The organism is Streptomyces sp. CNS606 (assembly GCF_000426325.1).
Window position 1 is genome coordinate 1 of record NZ_AUFD01000039.1, and the last position, 17,031, is coordinate 17,031.

Consider the following 17,031-nt stretch of genomic DNA (forward strand, 5'->3'; position numbering starts at 1 on the left):
TCACCAGCTTCCTCCCGCAACTCGGCCAGACGCTGCAGGGCAAAGGCGTTGCCGCGTTCGGCAGCCTGCCGGCGGAGGCCATAGGCCCATTGCAGTCTGAGGCGGACCTCGGCTGCATGGGCGAGGTTTTGCAGGTGGTCGGGGTGGGTGATGTGGGTGAGGGCGGCGTGCCAGAAGGAGGCGGGCGGGCAGAGGTGCCGCCGGGAGGTGGCTCCGTGTTGTTCGAGGTAGTCGGCGAGCCGGAACACTGGCCCCGCTATCTGCGGTGAGCGGTCGTCGGGAGATGTGGAGGGTCCGGTCGGGTGCCGGTGAGGTCGGGGTGTTGCGCGGCGTAGGGGGGCCTGTTTGCCGTGTACTTGTTGGGCGAGTTCGGCGTAGGCCTGTTCGGCCCAGTCGTCGGTGAGCTGGTCCCAGTCGTCGTCGTGGAGGTAGTCCGCGGTTGCGTCGGTGAGGAAGGCCTGTGGCAGGTGGAGGCCGACGCCGAGGCGACGGGCGTCCATCGCTGCTTCGAGGAGCGCTGTGGCGGCGGGACTCGCGGTGCGGTAGCGCTGCAGGAGCGCGGGACCTCCGGCGAGGTCCTGGGCCAACCGGCCGTCTTTCTGTGTGCGGGTGAGGGCGTCGGCCAACAACACGTCACCGTTCTCGGCCAGTGCGTGCGCGGCGGCCAGGGCGGGGGTGTCGAAGGCGTCGGGGACGTTCACCGTCCGTCCGGCGAGGAGTTCCCGGACCCGGCTGTGCGGATCTTCCTCACCCGCAGCCGGGAGGGCCGTGTACTGCTTGCAGTAATCGGGCCACAGGGTGCCCAGCACCAACACCGGCCCGCGCTCCGGCTCGACGAGCAGCGCGTGGACGGCTGCCGCGATCCGCTCACCGGTCTCCCGATCACCGAGGTAGTGCTGGGCCTCATTTAGCCACACCACCGTGCGCGGCCCCACACGGTGCAGCTCCTTCAGCGCCGCTGCCGCGCGGGTCGGGTCGAAGGGGTGCCACAACCGCCACCCCGACTCGGCGAGAGGCTGCACGGCCTCCCAGCACGCCCGCGTCTTCCCCGTCGAGGACTCACCGACCAGCACCAGCATCCCGCTGCGGCCCTGGCCAGCCTCCCGCACTGCCTCCGCCAGCACCCGATCGTGTTCGCGCTCTACATACCCTGGCAGGAGACGCTGCTGCGGCGTACCGGAACTGGTGGGGGTGGTGCCGGCCGGGTGCACCTCGAGAGCGTGCGGCTCCCACTGGCCGATCGGCTTCCCCGGCCCCGGCACCTCGCTCCCCTTGTCGGCGTCCCGTTGCAACTCCAGCAGCTCGCCCTCCGGAAGCTTCAGCGCCCGGGCCAGTGCCACAACCGTCTGTCCCGACGGCACCGGTCCACCTGACTGGAACGCCTGCTGCACGGTCGTACGGCTCAGACCTGCCCGGCCGGCGAGCTGCGTCTTGTTCAGCCGCATCCGGTCTAGCCCGTTCTCCAGCTTCCTGCGCAGTTCGGTCAGAGCCTCGTCCGGCGTTCGGCTGGTCCGCTCGTGCACGTGCTTGCCCCCAGGTGGTGATGTGTTCGCCAGTGTTCATCTTCGTCGCTGCGAACCATGGCGCACACCGACGACGAGACCTTTGTCTACGTCAACACCCCATGCTACGAACGGAGTTTGTCGTGAGCGTCGCCGTCGTCCTCCTCGCCACCACTCTCGTCATCCTCGTCGCGCTGCTGGCAGCCGCCGGCGCGGGCAAGCTCGCCCGCCTCGACGGCGCCTCCTACCCCGCAGCCCTCAACCGGGCAGCCGTCACCTTCGCCACCGTCCTCACCCTCGCCACCACCATGGCGACCGCCCTCACCGCACTCCTGACCTGACCGCCGCGGGAGGGCCATGCCACCTCACGACCACCCGGCAGCGCTCACCCACTTGCCAGACATGCCGAGAAGTCTCAATCGCATGCCGGCCTGCACTTCGAACCCAGGAAGGCTCCTGGGGGCTCACGGCCCCGCCGCTCGATGGAGTCCGGCCCCTGGAGTATCACGCCGTGATGTCCGCCCAGAGTGCGGGCGGTCAGTCGCTACAGGACAGGGAATTATCACGCCGTGATACCGAGACTCGGGGGCCGTTCCGAACGCGAGGAGCTGGCTCCCTCACCGAACACCAAGTGTTCGGTGAAAGTCCGGAGACGAGCCTCGGCCTTCGAACGGCCGCTGGGCCTGCAGCAGCGACGTCCCCGCCTAGTGCTCTGACCGCGAAAGTTCGCCGGGTTGACGGGGATTACTCCTGCTCGGAGGCAGCTGCGAGGTGGCGGCGGCAGAGGTCGGCAACCGTGAGATGGGGTGTGTGCAGCGCGTCGCTGTAGAGCCGCATCTCACGAGCTGCTCGGTCGAGGTGCTGCCAGAAGGTCAGCGGCAGGGCGAGATCGTGACCGAGATCGACGAGACAGTCGAAGGCCAGTTCCAACTCGTTGTGCTCCAGGAACTCCAGCGCTGTTGACAGGTCGATGTTCGGCAGGCCCGTCAGGTGGACCCGGGCGGTGTCGAGGTGATTACGGGTCCGATTCCAGCTGGCCTGGACTGCTTCACGATCAACGGTCATGGCGTCAGTGTCGCCGGTGTTGTTCCCATGGTCACGCGGCTTTCGCCGGTCGCCGGCGCCAGCGGATGCCCTTCTCACTACGGATGCGGGCGCGCTCGCGTCGTTGGGCGGCCAGCACGTCGGGGTGGCGGGCGTTCTTGTTCCGCCAGCGGAGGTAGGCGTGCTGGGCGCGCGTCTGAGCGGGGTGGTCGGAGCAGGCCCCGTTCCAGCACTCGTCGTCGAGCTAACTGCGCGCGCCCTGACCGGCGAACGGTGCGTCCTGAACCGAAATCACCACGGTCTGACTGCTGACGACCTTCTCGTACGGCCGCGTATACCGCGCCCTCGTGGTGTGCGACGCGCATGGTGTGCGCCTCGGCATCACGACCGAGAGAAGCCGCAGGGACTGCGACGCACGGTCGAGAAAGCGGACGCGAACGTTGCGCGGGGTGTCCCTGAGCCCCGGTTGAGCCGTGCGGCCCGGGCCCATCTCGGCCTGGCCCCCCCGGGGCGTGACCTCATCGTCCACACGCTTCTCAGCCTTCGGCTTCTGACGGTGTCTGTGAGCCTGTACGTGGTTGTTGTGCTCCGACTCGGCGGGCAGTGAGACCTTCAGAAGGCTCGGCCATACTTGAGTTGGAGCCGAACGAGGGCTACGGATGCGACCTTCGTGCTGCGGCTGAGGGCGAGGCTGACCCGACGCAGAGCCCTGAAGGTGGTTCCCCGTGGAGAGTTGGTCCGCTCGCACCTGCCGCGGACACAGCGGATGGCCTCGTTCTAGGCCTGTTGGACTTCGGTCAGTTCGGCCCCTGCGGGCTTCATGGCCGGATGGCGAAAGCAGTCGCCGGTATTCTCGTAGCCGAGATCGAACAGGATCGGGACACCCAGCTCTGCAGCGAGGGCGGTCAGGGTGTCGATCAGGCGCGGTGGCGGCACAAGTGGTGTCGTGCTCGCACCGCGGACGGACCGGCGAGCCACAGAAGGGCCAGCCTTAGGTGGTTGGGGTCGACAGGGCGTTTTCACAGGCGAGTTGGGCTAAAGCGGGTGCCGTCGATGAACCAGCGCAAGACAAGCACGGCCTGTCGGAAGCAGCTCAGCGCAGGCCGTCCCCGGCCAGTGCCGATCGCAGCCCGACGGCCTCGGAGCAGCCGGGCCACATGCTCGCCCCGGTGTAGGTGTGTTGGGGGGTGGGGGAGTTATCACGGCGTGATAGCTCCCCCACCCCCCAACGCCTGAGGCACTGGCAGTGCGCTCCGGCCGGCCACCGGCTCAGATGATGATCAGGGACCGTTCGACGGCTGTGGCGAGGCGGGGGCGATCGTCAGCATCTGCCACTACGGCAGCGTGGGAGGGGCCACTCGCAGAAGCTGAGCCAGAACGTGCTCTGCGAGCGGGGCGTTGGTGACGTCCAGCACTCCGTGTGTGCTGCCCACGCTGAGTTCCAGGCGCTGGGTCCTGCCCTGTCTCAGGAGGGCAGCGAGGAGGGCGGCCACGGAGGTGGGCCGTAGGCCCGCGAGCGCAACTGCAATGGCGTCGCGGCCCGGAACGATGGAGACTTCTGCGGCCGCCTCGGTGTCGAGTAGCGCGCGGGAGAGTCGCCAGAGCACCATGGGGTCCTCGTTCTCGACGATCAGCCATTGAGCGAAGTCCGTTGGCTCGATGAACAGTTGGTCCGGCTCGCGTACGGCTCGGACTGCCTCTGCGGCGACTGGGGCGTAGTAGTCGTCCTCTTCTCGGCCATGGGTGAGTGCACGCCACTGGATCTGGGCCTCGTCCGAGTCCCTCTTCACTTTGAAAGACAGGGCCTCGCCGGGAAGGTCCCTCTTGGCGGGCCGGAGTTCCGGTTGCTCCGGGTTGGCTGCGGTGAAGGAAGAGAGTGACGACGGCACCGACGCGTGCTGGTGAGGGGCCAGTCTGCGACGCAGTGCCTCAGCTGCTTTCGAGCGCGCGTCGTGCGGGTGCCGGGCGAGTTCCGCTGCGATCAGGTCGAGGCCTTCGGCAACCAGTGGGGCGCCTCCAGCGTCGGCGAGGCGGGCGAGGATCTTGGTGGGCAGTCCACCTGTGCGCCGGGCGAGCCACACGTCGATGGTCAGGACATCCGTTCTGGCTGAACCGGCTTCATGGCGGACGGCGCTGTCCCGCCAGCGGGCGATCCGTTCCACGTCGCCGCGTCGGCACGCGAAATAGGCCACCGCCAGGTCGAAGAGCAGGTCGCCGTGTACGCCGGGGTCGTCCCACCAGACCTGCTGCATGACGGCTGCCCAGCCCCACTCCGCGTGCCGAAGTGCCTCGAGCAGGGTGAAGCCCGAATCAGCGACGGGGCGGACGTCCACCCGGCCGCCCAGCCATTCCTCGGCCGGCCGCAGCGTGAACAGTGACCCCTCGGGGACCCGTGTGCAGACCGGATACCGACGGCTGCCACCAACCTGCAGGATGACCGGCTCGCCGAGTGGGGTGGCGACCGTCGCGGCCTCGCCGCTCGCCATCGCTTCCGGGCTCTGCACGGCCCACTGGCCGTCCTGCTCCCGAGTCCACAGCCGAACCCATCCGCTCCCGGTCCGGCCAGGCGTGCCAGCACCCGGTTCCGTCCCGTTCCCACGCCGCGGGGAGAGCACCACCCGCCGGGTGTGGCCACCGGTCACGACAACTGACGGAACGGAGAGATAGGGAGACCAACCGTGCACCAGACACCGTTCCCCGCGCGGGATCTCCACGACGGTGGACATCTCCGCCCTCAGCGCGACCCGCCCCAGGCGGCGGTTTCCGCTGTCGAGGATCTCAGCCGCTCCGACGACCGTGCCTGGTCTGGCCCCGGACACCACGGGCGCCACGATGTCGAGGTGTGCTGGGCTCACAGCTCTCGCACCTCCACGGTCCGCTCACGGCAGGGTGCCTGCATCCAGATGTCGTCTCCCCGGCCCAGGAAGCGGCCGTCGGCGAAGGAGACTTCCACCCGTGCCGGGCCCACTGGGCCGTCCCCGATCCAGGGGCCGGCCATCGGCCGGCGAGATGCATGCAGTTCTCGCGGTTCCCGGCCCAGAAGGGCCCATTCGGCTTCGGACAGGCTCTCGCCGGGAGAGGTGTCGAAGTGGAACGGGACCGGCGGGGCCTCTTCGAATGAGAAGAGAACGCCGCCTTGGCTCGTGCTCAGCGAGGAGAAGTCGCAGCGCTGTTCGGGAAGGGGCGTCTCGCCTGGCCGCAAGCCGGGCCAGGACATGAGCTTGCGGACGAACTTCCCGATGGTTTCGGTGGTCACGGCCCATGCGGAGCCTTCCTCGTCCGACTCGGGCGTCAGGAGGGCTCGCAGCACTGCGTCGGTGAAGGGGGTGACTCCTTGCACCGGGCCGTGTGCCTTGGTGCCCGGGCGGGTGGAGTGAACGACGACCCGGTCACGGTCACGGACTCTGCCGGGCGGCGTCAACAGCCGCCCGGCGCGCACTTCTCCGACCTGGTGCAGCTGTTCAGGAGCGAAACGGCAGGCGTCGATGAAGAAGCACTGTTTCTGGGCCGTGTTCTGCTCCATGCCAGTCACCAGGGCGTGGAGGTCTACCGCGTTGCGGAAGTAGTCATGGACGTTCTCGCCGGTGTCCTGCAGCAGGAGGGCTTGAGGGCCACGTCCCACCTGCACTCCGTGGCCGCAGAAGAAGAACAGCGCCACATTGTCCTGGTGCTCGTCGCACCGGTCGTACCAGGTGTGAAAGGCATCCTCCAGCCCGGCGAACGTGGCCGGCCCAAGCGGCACTTCGTCACCGTCGTCTCCCTTGAGGATCACCTCTTCCCTGGCCGAGACGACCGCTTCAAGACTGCCGAGCGACAACCGACCGGGCAGGTCCCGAAAACTCTCGAGCAGTGTCTCGCACAGCGCGCGGGCGGACGCCGGGGGAGAGGAGAGCTGGCCGAACTCGCGTGAGATGCGGTCGCCCTTGCGCTTCTTGTGCCGTTGACCGCCTGGAAACCAGTCGTAGTCGCCGACCCCGATCACCAGCGCATGGGCGGCCGGCCCCTGGTGGCTGCTCTCCCACACCGTGGTCATACCGGCCTCTCCACCCTTCGCGCCAGCCGGGCGTGGAAGTCGCACGACGAGAGGTAGGCTCCGTGGGCCCACCAGGCCCCTGTACGGAAGACCAGATCCTGCACCCCGGCGAAGACGGGCTTGGCCGCGAACGCCAGAGGATCAGAGTGGTCCAGGACGTTGAGCCATCGTCGGATGTTCGGCAGCGCGGCGACCTTGCCGCGACTTGGGTTCGGCACCGTGCGGTCGCTGGAGGCGAAGAGCTTGAGTTCCTCGAAGAGGCCGACCTGAGTGCCGACCGTGACGAGCAGGTCAACGTTCACATCGGGCCGGAAGTAGGAGAGCACGTCATAGACGATGTTCCCGCCCATGCTGTGCGCGAGGACGATCAGTGGCTCCGCCCGCTGTCGGGCGTCCGCCGCCGCCTCGTCGAGCGCGTCTGCGATCCGCTCCACGATCAGACCGGGTTCATCTGGAGAGCCACGCTCGGCGAAGTAGCCCATAACGTCACCCATCAGCAAGGCTGCTGGACGGGAGGCCCAGCGACGAACGCCCCGGGCCAACGGACGTGTGCGATTGGCGACGTGGAGAGCCCGTAGCCGGTGCACCGCGCGGACAGCGCGGTCGGGCAGGCCGCCGGCGACGCCAAGGCTCTCCCAGGTCGGACCGCGTTCGTGAGCTGGGCTAGGGCTCGTGCAGCCCTCCCAATCGGCCACCTCGTCGTGGAGACGGTCGAGGAACGCCTCGTCCTCGCGGACTTCACCAAGCCATGCGAAGAAAGCCGCCCCGTCTCCTCGAGCTCCCTCATCGGTCTTCTCGGCCCAGTAAGCCGAAGCCCGAGAGCAGAAGGCCACCAGTTCCGCGAAGTCGCTGGACTCCACCTCCTCATCGTCGCCCGCCAGCGCAAGGAGGTCGATCGCCTTCTGCAACGAGCCGCGGGCGATCGCAGTCAGAACCTTCTCGGAGTCTTGACCAGCGGCGGAGCAGTCCGCCGGCACCTCCGCGATGGCCTCCACCAGAGGACTTTCCCCCTCCCCGCCCAGTGGCTCCAGCTCGTCCGGGGCCAACGAGGCCCACGCCCATGCCGGTTCAGCGATGAGCTCACCCCACCAAGGGCTGGACAGCAGAGCGCCGGGGGAGTGGCCGGTCGCCGGGAGCAGGTGACGGCGCAACAGTTCGTCGCGCAGGACGGCGGAGCGCCCCACCGCATCGGCGCTCCGATTTCCGATTCCGTGAACGTGTACTAGTGCCACCGCGCCCCCTGGCCCCCTGACTTGCCGCTATGACTGACATCGGTATTCATTGTGCGGCACGGGTAGGTCCGCCGATGCGCGATCGTCTGTGAAGCGACCACAGCGGGCCCGCAGGCCCCGCGTGCCGGCTCTCCACTCTGCAAAGGGCGTGCGACCTTGCGTTCCGTGCCAGTGCGAGGAACGCCCCAGGCACGGTCGCTGTCGATGCCATGGGCAGCTGGCCGGGCGTCTTGCCCTACTGGCCGCAGTGCCCGCTGGGAGCGTCGGCACGCTGCAAGTCCCGAGGGCTTCCGGTGCACCGCTGCTCGACGCAACGGAGGTCGCGGTCAGACAGGCAGAGCGCAGCGCCAATCGGGACACGAGGTAGGCGGGACGGCTCCGTGCGGGAGCCGCCCCGAGGCCCGATCTCAGAGGTTGAGGCGGCGTGCTGAGTGGTGGGGCCAGCCACAGCGACGGCCTGGGAACGGCTTCCCCATTCAGCGCCCCGTGATCTCTTCGACTTCAGCATCGCCTTCGGCGATGCGCTTCTTGACCGCGGGGTCCTGAGCGAGATGGGGTGGGAGCTTGGTACTCGAGGTGATCAAGGCGGCAGTCACCTGCTCGACCTTCAGGCCCTTCGTCTCGGTCAGGTCAGCCTTCTCCAAGTACGCTCGGTCGAGATCCGCCCCCCTCAGATCCGCATGGCGAAGGTCCGCCTGCACGAGGAAGGCACGGGAGAGGTCCGCTTCCCTCAGCCACGCGTGGGACAAGTCCGCCCCCGAAAGCTTGCCACCGCTCAGGTCAAACATCGGGAGGAGTTGGTGAGAAAGGTCAGCTCCTGTCAGGTGCGCGTGACGTAACCCCGAGTCCACTGTCGCCTCGCGCAGGTCAGCAGAATTCAGGTCGGCGTCGACAAGGTCCGTGCCTCGCAAGTCCGCATGGCGTAGGTCAGCGTGACGCAGGCTCGCCCCTGCCAGGTTCGCGTCACGGAGGTCCGCTCTGGCGAAGTTCGCTCCGGAATCGATCGACTCCCGCGTTCTGTAAGTGGAAGACAGTTCGATGCCTGAGAGGTGTGCTCGGCGAAGATCGAGGGTGAAGGTGCCGTCGTGGGCACTGTCGCGATTGGCGAGGACGGCGAGGGCTGCGTGCACGTCCGGTGACGCTGCCGCTTCGTCCTTCGCCTCAGACACGGCGTGGGTGCGCACGTAGGTCGCCAGGACGTTGCTGATCGCCGGTTGGTCGCCAGGGGCATCTTCCATGATGCGCTGGAGTGAATAGACCGCGCCGAGTCGAACGTCCATCGAGCTGGCGCCGAGGTTCTCCACGGCCTGGGTGTACCGGTCGGTTATTTGCCCCTCCCGGCTCAACCGCAGCTCCGCGCTCCTGATCTGCAGCTGCTCGCTGACCTGATTGTTGGAGTACCAAATACCGGCGGCGGTGATGAGAGGAGACAGCAGGGCCAAGACGACGACCGACGCAAGCTCGACCTTCCGGGCCCAGTCCAACGAACGACGAGGCGGAGAACCCGGCTGGGCAGGCGCCGCCCGCCACGGGGAGCCAGCAAACCCGACCCTCCGCGCTCCCTCCCGCGATCGGAGTACCGAGAGGCGCCTCAGGGCGGCTCTTGGGGGTAAACGCTGAGGGCGAGCGGTTCGGTCGGCGATTCTGCGGAGCTGCCGGCTGCGATGACGTGTCATCAGCACACTCCATCGCCTCGCACAGCTTCTACGCCAGGGTCGGATCCGACTACTTCTAGCGACAGCACGATCCACCTCGACGACGCACGACGCCTTGGGGTGCGCCTCGGTCCGAACGACGATCCCTCTCCTCCTGCCGGTTGGATGAGGGCGGTAGCGAGCTGCTCTGCTCCGGGTGTCATGCAGGCCGTGAAGACCATGCCAGGCCCGCGTCACTGCATACAGAGCTCCCTGCTTGCGTCGGCGCGTTGCCCCGGCCGCGTACTCCCGGCATGCAGAAGCCCCACACATCCGGGCCTTGCAGCACCCTCGCACTCGACGGCCTGTACATCGGGCATGCCCGCGATGCCGTCCCGGGACGATCGCAAGGGGGAAAGCACGACTTGTTTCGTTCGCAGACAACGAGCCCTGCCGCGCGAAGACCCCTGAGGGGTGCAAGCGCCCCGTCCAACGAGAAGAGCCCGGACTCCGCTGGTGTGCGGAGTCCGGGCTCTTGTGTCTACCGGGTGAGGTTGGCCAGGTAGGAGGTGCCGACGTTCCAGGGTGTGAGTTCGATGCCGAGGGTGGTGTGGTCGCCGTCGCGGAGGTGGACGAGTTTCCCGGCGACGTGGACGGTGTCGCCGGCGCGGAAGGCGCCTGTGTAGGCGCCGAGGTAGGAGCGGAGGTGGGTGACGCGGCGGGCGAGGCGGTCGGGGTCGTCGATGGTGGCGGACAGGATGGTGGTGACGTCGATGCCGTACAGGGCGGGTGTGGCGAGACCCTGGGCGTGGTCGGTGATGCGGGCCAGGAGTGCGACGTCGCCGATCTCCTTGGCCGTGGTCTGACCGAACGCGGCGTCGTCGTCGGCCCGTAAGGGTTCGCAGTTGATGTGGGCGTCGGCGTCCGGGGTGAGGCCTTGGAGCTTGCGCTGCTCCTGGCGGATGAGGGCGTCGAAGCTGCTGCCGGCCATGTACTTGGCGCGGCGCAGGTAGAGGCGGGTGAGGTCGTCGCCGGCGTAGGGGCGGATGAGGCGATGGTTGGCGAAGAGCTGCTGCGCGGCGTGGTAGCCGGCGGAGCCGTAGCAGACGAGGTCGATGTCGGAGCGGGCGTTGTGGCAGCCGACGAGGAAGCTGCCGGTGACGCCGAAGTGGTGGTCCTGGCGGGCGCGGACGAGGTGCTCGATGAGCGCCAGGAGGTCGCGGCCGGCCCCGGCCTGACGGGTGAGGTCCTGGTCTTCGCGGAGGCGTCGCAGGGCGTGGCGGGCGGAGTAGTGGTGGACGACGTCCTGGCGGGGGAGTGCGGTGATGACGCAGCCGAGGAGCGGTGAGTACAGGTAGCACTCGGGGCGGTCGGCGAGGATGCCGAAGGACTTGGCGACGACGCTGTTCTGGCGGTAGGTGGCGCCGAAGAGGCGGCGGTCACCGGCCGGGTCGGGGTGGTACTTCACGTAGCCGAGATAGTGGCCTTCGGGATGGATGTCGCCGATGACTTTGAAGATGACGCCGTGCCGGTCCAGGAGGTAGTCGCGGTCACGAACGGTCCGCGCGCTCGCGACCGGCGCGGCGGGCGAAGGCGGCGAGGGTGGGGAAGGTGCCGGTGTCGATCGTGCCGGTCTGCTCATACTGATTCACTCCTTCGCGGAAAAGGGCACGGCGGTAGTGCCACTTGGTGTGCTTGTCCGGGCGGGCGTCCGGGTCGGTGGGGCGCATCAGGGCGAGGAAGAAGAAGCACTTGGCCAGCAGGAACTCACCCAGGTAGGTGCTGAGCGGCCCGGCGCCGGGTGGGGGAGTGGCGCTGGCATCCAGCGCGGCCTGGTAGCGGGCCCGCTGGGCGGCGGTAAAGGTGTAGCCGCGGTTGCCGCCCTTGAACGCGGCGATGTCGAGCATCGGGTAGACGTCGTAGCCGAGCGGCGCAAGGGCGTGGTGCTGCCAGTCGATGACCCCGCCGGGGAAGGCGTTGGGCAGGCCGTAGTCGAGGTGGCTCTCGCACATCGGCAGGTCGAGCAGGCGCTGCAGGGCGCGGTCGACCAGGTTCTGGACGCGTGGGGTGTCCAGGTCGGGATTCTCGGTGAAGACGTTGTCGGCGAAGGAGGCGCGGGCAAACCATTCGCGTAGCGCCGAGGTGGTGGCCGGTGTGGTGTGGCGGGTCTGGGCGGCGAGGAGCCGGGCGGAGACGGCGGCCGCGGTCGCCAGAGTGTGGTCGGCGACGGTGCGATTCTGGCGGGTGTCGGCGAGCGCCAGGTCGTGGAGCGAGGCCGGGCCGGCGGTGTGCTCGGTAAAGAAGTAGCCGCCGTCCTCGGTGCGACCGGCCTCGGCCTGTGCGGGAACCGGGTAGCCGAGGGCAGCCAGGCGCTGCTGGAGGACGGCCTCGTCGTAGACGTCGCGGCCGCCAGTGCGCTTGAACAGTTCGCCGTCTGCTGAGCGGTAGACGGCGCCGCCGTCGGTGGCGGTGCGGTGCTTCACAAACTCCCAAGCCGTCGTCATGGGCAGTCTCCTTCGTCTCAGGTTCGGCGCGGTCGGTCCGCGGAGCCGGGGGTGCGTTGTCAGACCCGGCGGGTACGGTCCGGGGCATGGTGCTCGTAGTGGTACGGCACGCCGAATCCGTAGAGAACGCGGACAAGTACAACGGCTTCTACCAAGACCGCCGCCCCTACAGCGGGCAAGCGGCGCACGAGATCTCACGCAACGTCGTCGGCCTGACCCCACGCGGGTTCGGCCAGGCCCAGTGGCTCTCCGGTGAACTCGCCGACCTCACGCGCTCGGGCCGAGCCCGGGTGACCACTTCTACCTATCGGCGGGCCATCGACACCGCCGCCGTGGCCTTCCCCGACCTGGGCGGGCGAGCCGAGCGCACGGCCCTACTGGACGAGCAGCACTACGGCCCCGCCACCTACATGACGAAGTCGGAGCTGTTCGCTACCTGGCCCGACGGGGCAGAGGATCGGCGGCTCCGCAAGCACCTGTGGGTGCCGCCGGGCGGCGGTGAGTCGCTGGCCGACGGCGTCCTGCGCCGCGCCAAGGCCTTCCTCGCCACGGTGCGGGATACGGCGGCCGACGGGCAGGACGTCGTGGCCGTCACCCACCACACCACGATCCTGGCGCTGCGCTCGCTCCTCGAAGACCGGGAGCTGACCGACGTGGTCGACGAGGCACGGCGATCGAAGACACCGAACGCCAGCGTCTACCGCTACGAGCCGACCACCTGCGGCAGCTGGCGGCGCACGCGCACGGCGGCGCCACCGCAGATGTCCACCGGGGCACGAGTCTGACGAGGGGGCACAGGATGCAGGACCTGGTGTTCGTGAACGGGCCGGTGCAGAACGGCGACTTCACCTTCGGGCAGCGGCCGGGGAAGGCAACCGGAATCCGGCTCACGGCGGCCCTCAACCAGCTGCTCGGCAACAGGCCGGTACCGCACCTGTTCAACACCGTCACCCTCGCAGGCGACCGGCGCCACCACGGCGCCCAGAACGGGGGAGTAGTGCCGCGGGAGGAGTTCGAGGCGGCGCTCATCGCAGCGAAGTACGACGACGGCCGCCTCCCGGACGCCGGGGTGATCACGGACACCGACCCGGACGTCGTCCGCCTGGCGCTGGAGATGGTCGAGGCGCTGCTGCGCCGCGGCACGCTGAACGTTCGCAGTGAGCGGGTGCCGTGCTGTACGGGCTGCGGGCACATGGCCGGTCTCGGGAGCCGGGCCTGCAAGGCGTGCGGCGGCAGCGACCTGCGTGTCCGAACGCTGCGGCTGCTGATCTCAGACCGGCCGCCGGGCGTGCCCGCGTTGGACTTCGCCGACGTGCACGCCCACCGCAGACGGGCGCCGCTGCACCTGCGGAACATCGCCGACAACGCACCGGACCGCCTTGTGCTGGCCCGCACGCGCGCCCACGGCATCAGCCTCGAACCGCTCGGCATGGGCGGCCTCGTCCTCGACCCCAGGGGCGGCCTGCACATCACCGCCCTCGCCACGGCGCGCGACACCACACGCGACAGGCGACGCGGCAGCTTCGTTGCATCGGCGGCGGGCGCCCGAATCAAGAACTTGACAGGGGTCGCGTCATTCAGCGTTCTGCAGGTTCTCTGTTTGCCTGACGCGCCGTTGGACGGCTGGCTCTCCTACAAGGTCGACGGGCAACCGGGTGCTGGAGGTGATCCATGCCTGGATCAGTTGTCGTACTTCCAGTCCCTGCGTGGCGATCAGTCCGGTCCCGGAGAGGTCTGTTCGTTGCAGGCGGGCGTTCGCCAGGTTCGCGCGAAGGAAGCTGGCGGTCTCGGCCTTCGCCGAGTCGAGGTCCGCACCGGCCAGGTCGGCCCCCGTCAGGTCTGCATCCCTCAGGTTCGCGCCGCGCAGGTCCGCGCCGCGGAGGATCGCATCAGTCAGGTCCGCGCCGCGCAGATCCGCGCCCGAGAGGTCCACGCCTTGAAGGTCCGCAGCGTGCAAGTGCGCGCCGGTGAGGGACGCCCGATCCAGTTCGGCGTCCCTCAAGACCGCATGGTCCATGCGGGCGTGAGCCCACTCGGCCCGCCCTTCGTGTTTGAGTGGGCTTGAGGCGAAGGGCCGTACCTCGGCGCCCGTCAGGTCGCTGCTGCGCAGGTCGACCACGAACGTCTTGTCGTCGGCGGGGTCACGGCGGGCGACGACGCTCAGGGCAGCCTGCACATCGGCGGTCAGGTGCTCGTCCGCCTCGCTGGTCTGCTGAGTCCGGGTGCGGACGTAGGTGGTCAGGACGTCGGCGATGGTCGGTTGGTCCCGAGGGGAGTCCCTCATGATGCGTTGCAGTGCGTAGATGCTGCCGAGCCGTACATCGATCGCGTCGTCACCGAGGTTCTCGACGGCCTTGATATACCTGTCGGTGATCTGCCCCTCCCGCCCCAGCCTGAGCTCCTCGCTGCTGATCTCCAACTGATCGCGGACCTGGTGGTTGGAGTACCAGATGCCGGCGGCCGCGATGGCGGGGGAGAGGAGCGCCACGATCACGATCGACACCAGCTCGAACTTGCGAGTCCAGTCCAGCGCCAGGCGCTGCGGCCGAGAGGTCCCGACATCGCCGCCCCCTGTTGCAGGCGGCGGACCTCCTGCCGGGTCGGCTAACCGAACGGTCACCGTCGAGGAGCGGGAGCCGGGCACCGTGGCGCGGCTGCGGTCCATTCCGGCGGCCAGGTCGCGGCGAGCCGTGCGTGCGGCGGTTCTGCGGAGTTGCTGGCTGCGTCGCTGATTCACCCCCGTATTCGATCGCCTCGCCAAGCCTTGCACCAGGGCCTGCCCGGCCACGGTGGCGCCCCGAAACAGCCAGACCTGGCGGCATAGGCTCGCCACGTGAGCGACGTGAAGATCGCCGAACATCTTGCGGAGCTGCAACGCAGGGCCGATCCGGAGGAGGAGCGCATCGGTCGCGGGAGCTGACGGCCGACGTCACCGAGAGGGCGCCAGGAGCTGCGGGAGGCCATCACCGCCAGCGGCCTGGCGCAGCAGCACGATTCGGCCGTCTTCCAGCCGGCGTTGAAGCAGGCCGCGCGTGAGCCGCGTCCCTGACGGGGCCTGGTCCTCGCGCACGCCGGCACCGGGCTGGCTCTCGCCTCGCGCGGTCAGGGCGTAGGCAGACACGTAGCTGGTCCCTTCTCCTGGCAGGGCGGTGGTGGTCGGGCGGTACACCGCCGTCCCCGACCCGGGCGCCGTAGTGGCGCCGGTTCGAGGGCGACGGAACGTCTCCGACAGTCGGGGTGGGCAGTTCCCGGTCGTCCTCCTGGCTTGGGGGCGCGGCGGGAAGCGGGTGGCTGGTTCAGCCGCCGTCGGTGCTGTTCGTCCAGCCGTGTCCGTTGGGGCACTTGAAGGTGTGGTTGGACAGCAGCTGGAATGGGCCGCGGTCGTCCCAGGCGTGCGTGCCCTCGATCGGGGGTTCGCCGCATCGCCAGCAGGGCTCCCGGCCTGCCAGCTCGTACGCCGCGAGGGGGCGGGGCTCGGTGGATCGCGACTTGTGTGGCGCCGGGGGATCGGGCTTCGAAGGCAGGAACGCGGCCTCGTGGTTCCTCGGGGACGGCTGGGCGTTGCGCTGGCGTTCCTTGCGGGTGGCCCAGGGAAGCAGTCGCACGGTCGGGGTCCTCTCGGATCGGTTGGGGTGGGCGACGCGGGTGTGGTCAGCGCGGCGGGTCGACGGATCGGTAGCGCTTGGTCTGCCGCAGGATCTGGTTGCGCTTGACGTCCAGGGCTTCGGCGATGTCCTGCTGCGCGCCGTGGTACCGCCGCTGTAGCCGGTCGATCTCCTGCCAGAACTCGGTTTCGACGCGCTCGTGTTCGTCTTCGCGGCGTCGGCGTGCCTGGGTGACAAGGTCCCGTAGTTCGGCGCGGGTCTGATCGTCGGGGCGGGGGGTCATGTGGGGCTCCATGCGGATTCGAGGCACGATGTGTCTGCCCCCTGCTCCGGTTGGAGCGGGTCGGGAGGCCCGGGGCGGCCGGTTGAGTTTGGCGACCTGGCGGCCGCCCCGGGGCGGCGCTACCAGACCCGGCCGTTGTGGGTGGAGGTCTTGAGGTCCAGGTGGTCGGCGCCGCTCAACCGGATGTTGCCGTTGTGGGTGCGGGCGGCGAGGCGGCCGGAAGAGGCCGGGGTGGCGCTGATCGTGACGCCGCCGTTGTGCGTGCGGACCGATCCGCGGTGGCCGCTGTAGGCGCCGACGGTGATGGAGCCGTTGTGCGTCGACGCCTCCAGCTCGGTGTCGACACGGTCGATGAGGAGCGAACCGTTGTGCGTGTCGGCCTCCAGAACCCTGACGCCGCCCGCCTGCAGCGATCCGCTGCGGGCATCGAACCGGAGCGTCTCCAGGTCGCCGCGCACGGTCGTCTCGGCGTGCTTCGTGCTCACGGCCAGCGACGAGGCGCCGGGCAGGACGACGTCGACGGTGATCGTGCCGATCCCTCCACCGCCGACGGCAGCGCCCTGCTCGGCGACGACCCGGCCGCCGGCCACGACCTGGCGGCCGCCGACCCAGACGTCGCCGTCGCTGATGGTCACGCCGGTCATCGAGCCGGTGTTCACCACACCGCCGTTGAAGGCGAAGGTGCTACCGCCCATCTGCACGACGGTGCTGCCCGGATTCCCGCCGGCCATGTTGTCGGGGACGGCGACGGTGAGCTTGTTGCCGTGCTCGCTGAACCTCGTGTCGTTGACCGCTTCGGCGACGGGCCCCTCGGTGACGGCGGTGTGCACCCGGACCCGACCGTGGACGGCCGTGGGGTCGACGGTGACGTTGACCTCGCCGTTGGAGACCGACAGGTCCAGCTCGACGGCACCGGCGGTGTCCATGACGTGGATCTTCTCGCTCATGTGACTGCTCCTCAGGTAGGTGTGAGCGGGGTCGAACGACCCCCATAATGCACCCTCGAAGGATGCATTTCTAGTTTTTGGCATCTTCTAAGGATGCTTTTACTGTTTCCGCTGGTCAGCCCGTCCGACATCCCGGACGGTCAAGCGGCGGGCTACTCCTGGTCGCCGTCGTCCTCACTCGGCGTACGCGCGACGGGAAGACCGGCGGCGTGCGCATCGAGGTGGAGGCGGAGCTGAGCGAGGCGGG

General features: G+C 68.9%; 13 protein-coding genes and 3 pseudogenes. 2 read left to right on the forward strand and 14 right to left on the reverse strand.

The features are described 5' to 3' along the window. A pseudogene (locus K304_RS0119840) lies at positions 1-1,523 on the reverse strand (helix-turn-helix domain-containing protein); the annotation flags it as partial. 122 nt (positions 1,524-1,645) lie between these two features. On the opposite strand from K304_RS0119840, the gene K304_RS0119845 reads away from it, so the two are divergent. Then, positions 1,646-1,843: a hypothetical protein gene (locus K304_RS0119845; protein ID WP_027765169.1), complete on the forward strand. Its 198-nt coding sequence runs from the start codon at positions 1,646-1,648 to the stop codon at positions 1,841-1,843. Positions 1,844-2,246: 403 nt separating this feature from the next. Here the strand turns inward: K304_RS0119845 and K304_RS0119850 are convergent, their stop codons facing one another. From K304_RS0119850 to K304_RS0119890, 9 genes and pseudogenes are all read right to left on the reverse strand, one after another. Then, complete coding sequence (locus K304_RS0119850; protein WP_027765170.1) at positions 2,247-2,567, reverse strand: MafI family immunity protein; 321 nt, start codon at positions 2,565-2,567, stop codon at positions 2,247-2,249. A gap of 31 nt (positions 2,568-2,598) precedes the next feature. Next, positions 2,599-2,757 (reverse strand): annotated as a pseudogene (locus tag K304_RS34130) (IS630 family transposase); the annotation flags it as partial. Between the two features lie 401 nt (positions 2,758-3,158). Then, positions 3,159-3,703 (reverse strand): annotated as a pseudogene (locus K304_RS34135) (transposase family protein). A gap of 177 nt (positions 3,704-3,880) precedes the next feature. Next, positions 3,881-5,050 (reverse strand): hypothetical protein, encoded by a 1,170-nt coding sequence (locus tag K304_RS33700; RefSeq protein WP_199779649.1) that lies wholly within the window; start codon positions 5,048-5,050, stop codon positions 3,881-3,883. A 347-nt stretch (positions 5,051-5,397) separates the two neighbouring features. Beyond that, positions 5,398-6,579: a caspase family protein gene (locus tag K304_RS0119870; protein WP_027765173.1), complete on the reverse strand. Its 1,182-nt coding sequence runs from the start codon at positions 6,577-6,579 to the stop codon at positions 5,398-5,400. Next, a complete protein-coding gene (locus tag K304_RS31790) occupies positions 6,576-7,574 on the reverse strand; it encodes a hypothetical protein (RefSeq protein ID WP_158687375.1) in 999 nt (332 codons plus the stop codon). Before K304_RS31790 ends, K304_RS0119870 begins: the two co-directional genes overlap by 4 nt. A gap of 713 nt (positions 7,575-8,287) precedes the next feature. Then, positions 8,288-9,295 (reverse strand): pentapeptide repeat-containing protein, encoded by a 1,008-nt coding sequence (locus K304_RS0119880; RefSeq protein WP_027765174.1) that lies wholly within the window; start codon positions 9,293-9,295, stop codon positions 8,288-8,290. 691 nt (positions 9,296-9,986) lie between these two features. Further along, entirely contained in the window at positions 9,987-11,087 is a 1,101-nt protein-coding gene (locus K304_RS0119885; protein WP_486591747.1) for a hypothetical protein, read from the reverse strand. Beyond that, complete coding sequence (locus K304_RS0119890) at positions 10,996-11,949, reverse strand: phosphotransferase (RefSeq protein ID WP_037791228.1); 954 nt, start codon at positions 11,947-11,949, stop codon at positions 10,996-10,998. The genes K304_RS0119885 and K304_RS0119890 overlap by 92 nt, the downstream gene beginning before the upstream one ends. Positions 11,950-12,035: 86 nt before the next feature. On the opposite strand from K304_RS0119890, the gene K304_RS31795 reads away from it, so the two are divergent. Beyond that, positions 12,036-12,734, forward strand: a complete 699-nt coding sequence (locus K304_RS31795) for a histidine phosphatase family protein (RefSeq protein WP_051308653.1) — start codon at positions 12,036-12,038, stop codon at positions 12,732-12,734. Positions 12,735-13,522: 788 nt separating this feature from the next. On the opposite strand, the gene K304_RS0119905 is transcribed toward K304_RS31795, so the two are convergent. The 4 genes from K304_RS0119905 to K304_RS0119925 all read right to left on the reverse strand — a co-directional run bounded on the left by K304_RS0119905 (position 13,523) and on the right by K304_RS0119925 (position 16,784). After that, on the reverse strand, positions 13,523-14,809 hold the full coding sequence (locus K304_RS0119905) for a pentapeptide repeat-containing protein (protein WP_486591748.1): 1,287 nt from the start codon (positions 14,807-14,809) through the stop codon (positions 13,523-13,525). Positions 14,810-15,245: 436 nt separating this feature from the next. Then, positions 15,246-15,554: a hypothetical protein gene (locus K304_RS0119915; RefSeq protein ID WP_027765180.1), complete on the reverse strand. Its 309-nt coding sequence runs from the start codon at positions 15,552-15,554 to the stop codon at positions 15,246-15,248. A gap of 46 nt (positions 15,555-15,600) precedes the next feature. Beyond that, complete coding sequence (locus tag K304_RS0119920; protein WP_158687376.1) at positions 15,601-15,849, reverse strand: hypothetical protein; 249 nt, start codon at positions 15,847-15,849, stop codon at positions 15,601-15,603. Positions 15,850-15,956: 107 nt separating this feature from the next. After that, positions 15,957-16,784: a hypothetical protein gene (locus K304_RS0119925; RefSeq protein ID WP_027765182.1), complete on the reverse strand. Its 828-nt coding sequence runs from the start codon at positions 16,782-16,784 to the stop codon at positions 15,957-15,959. Positions 16,785-17,031 lie beyond the last annotated feature (247 nt).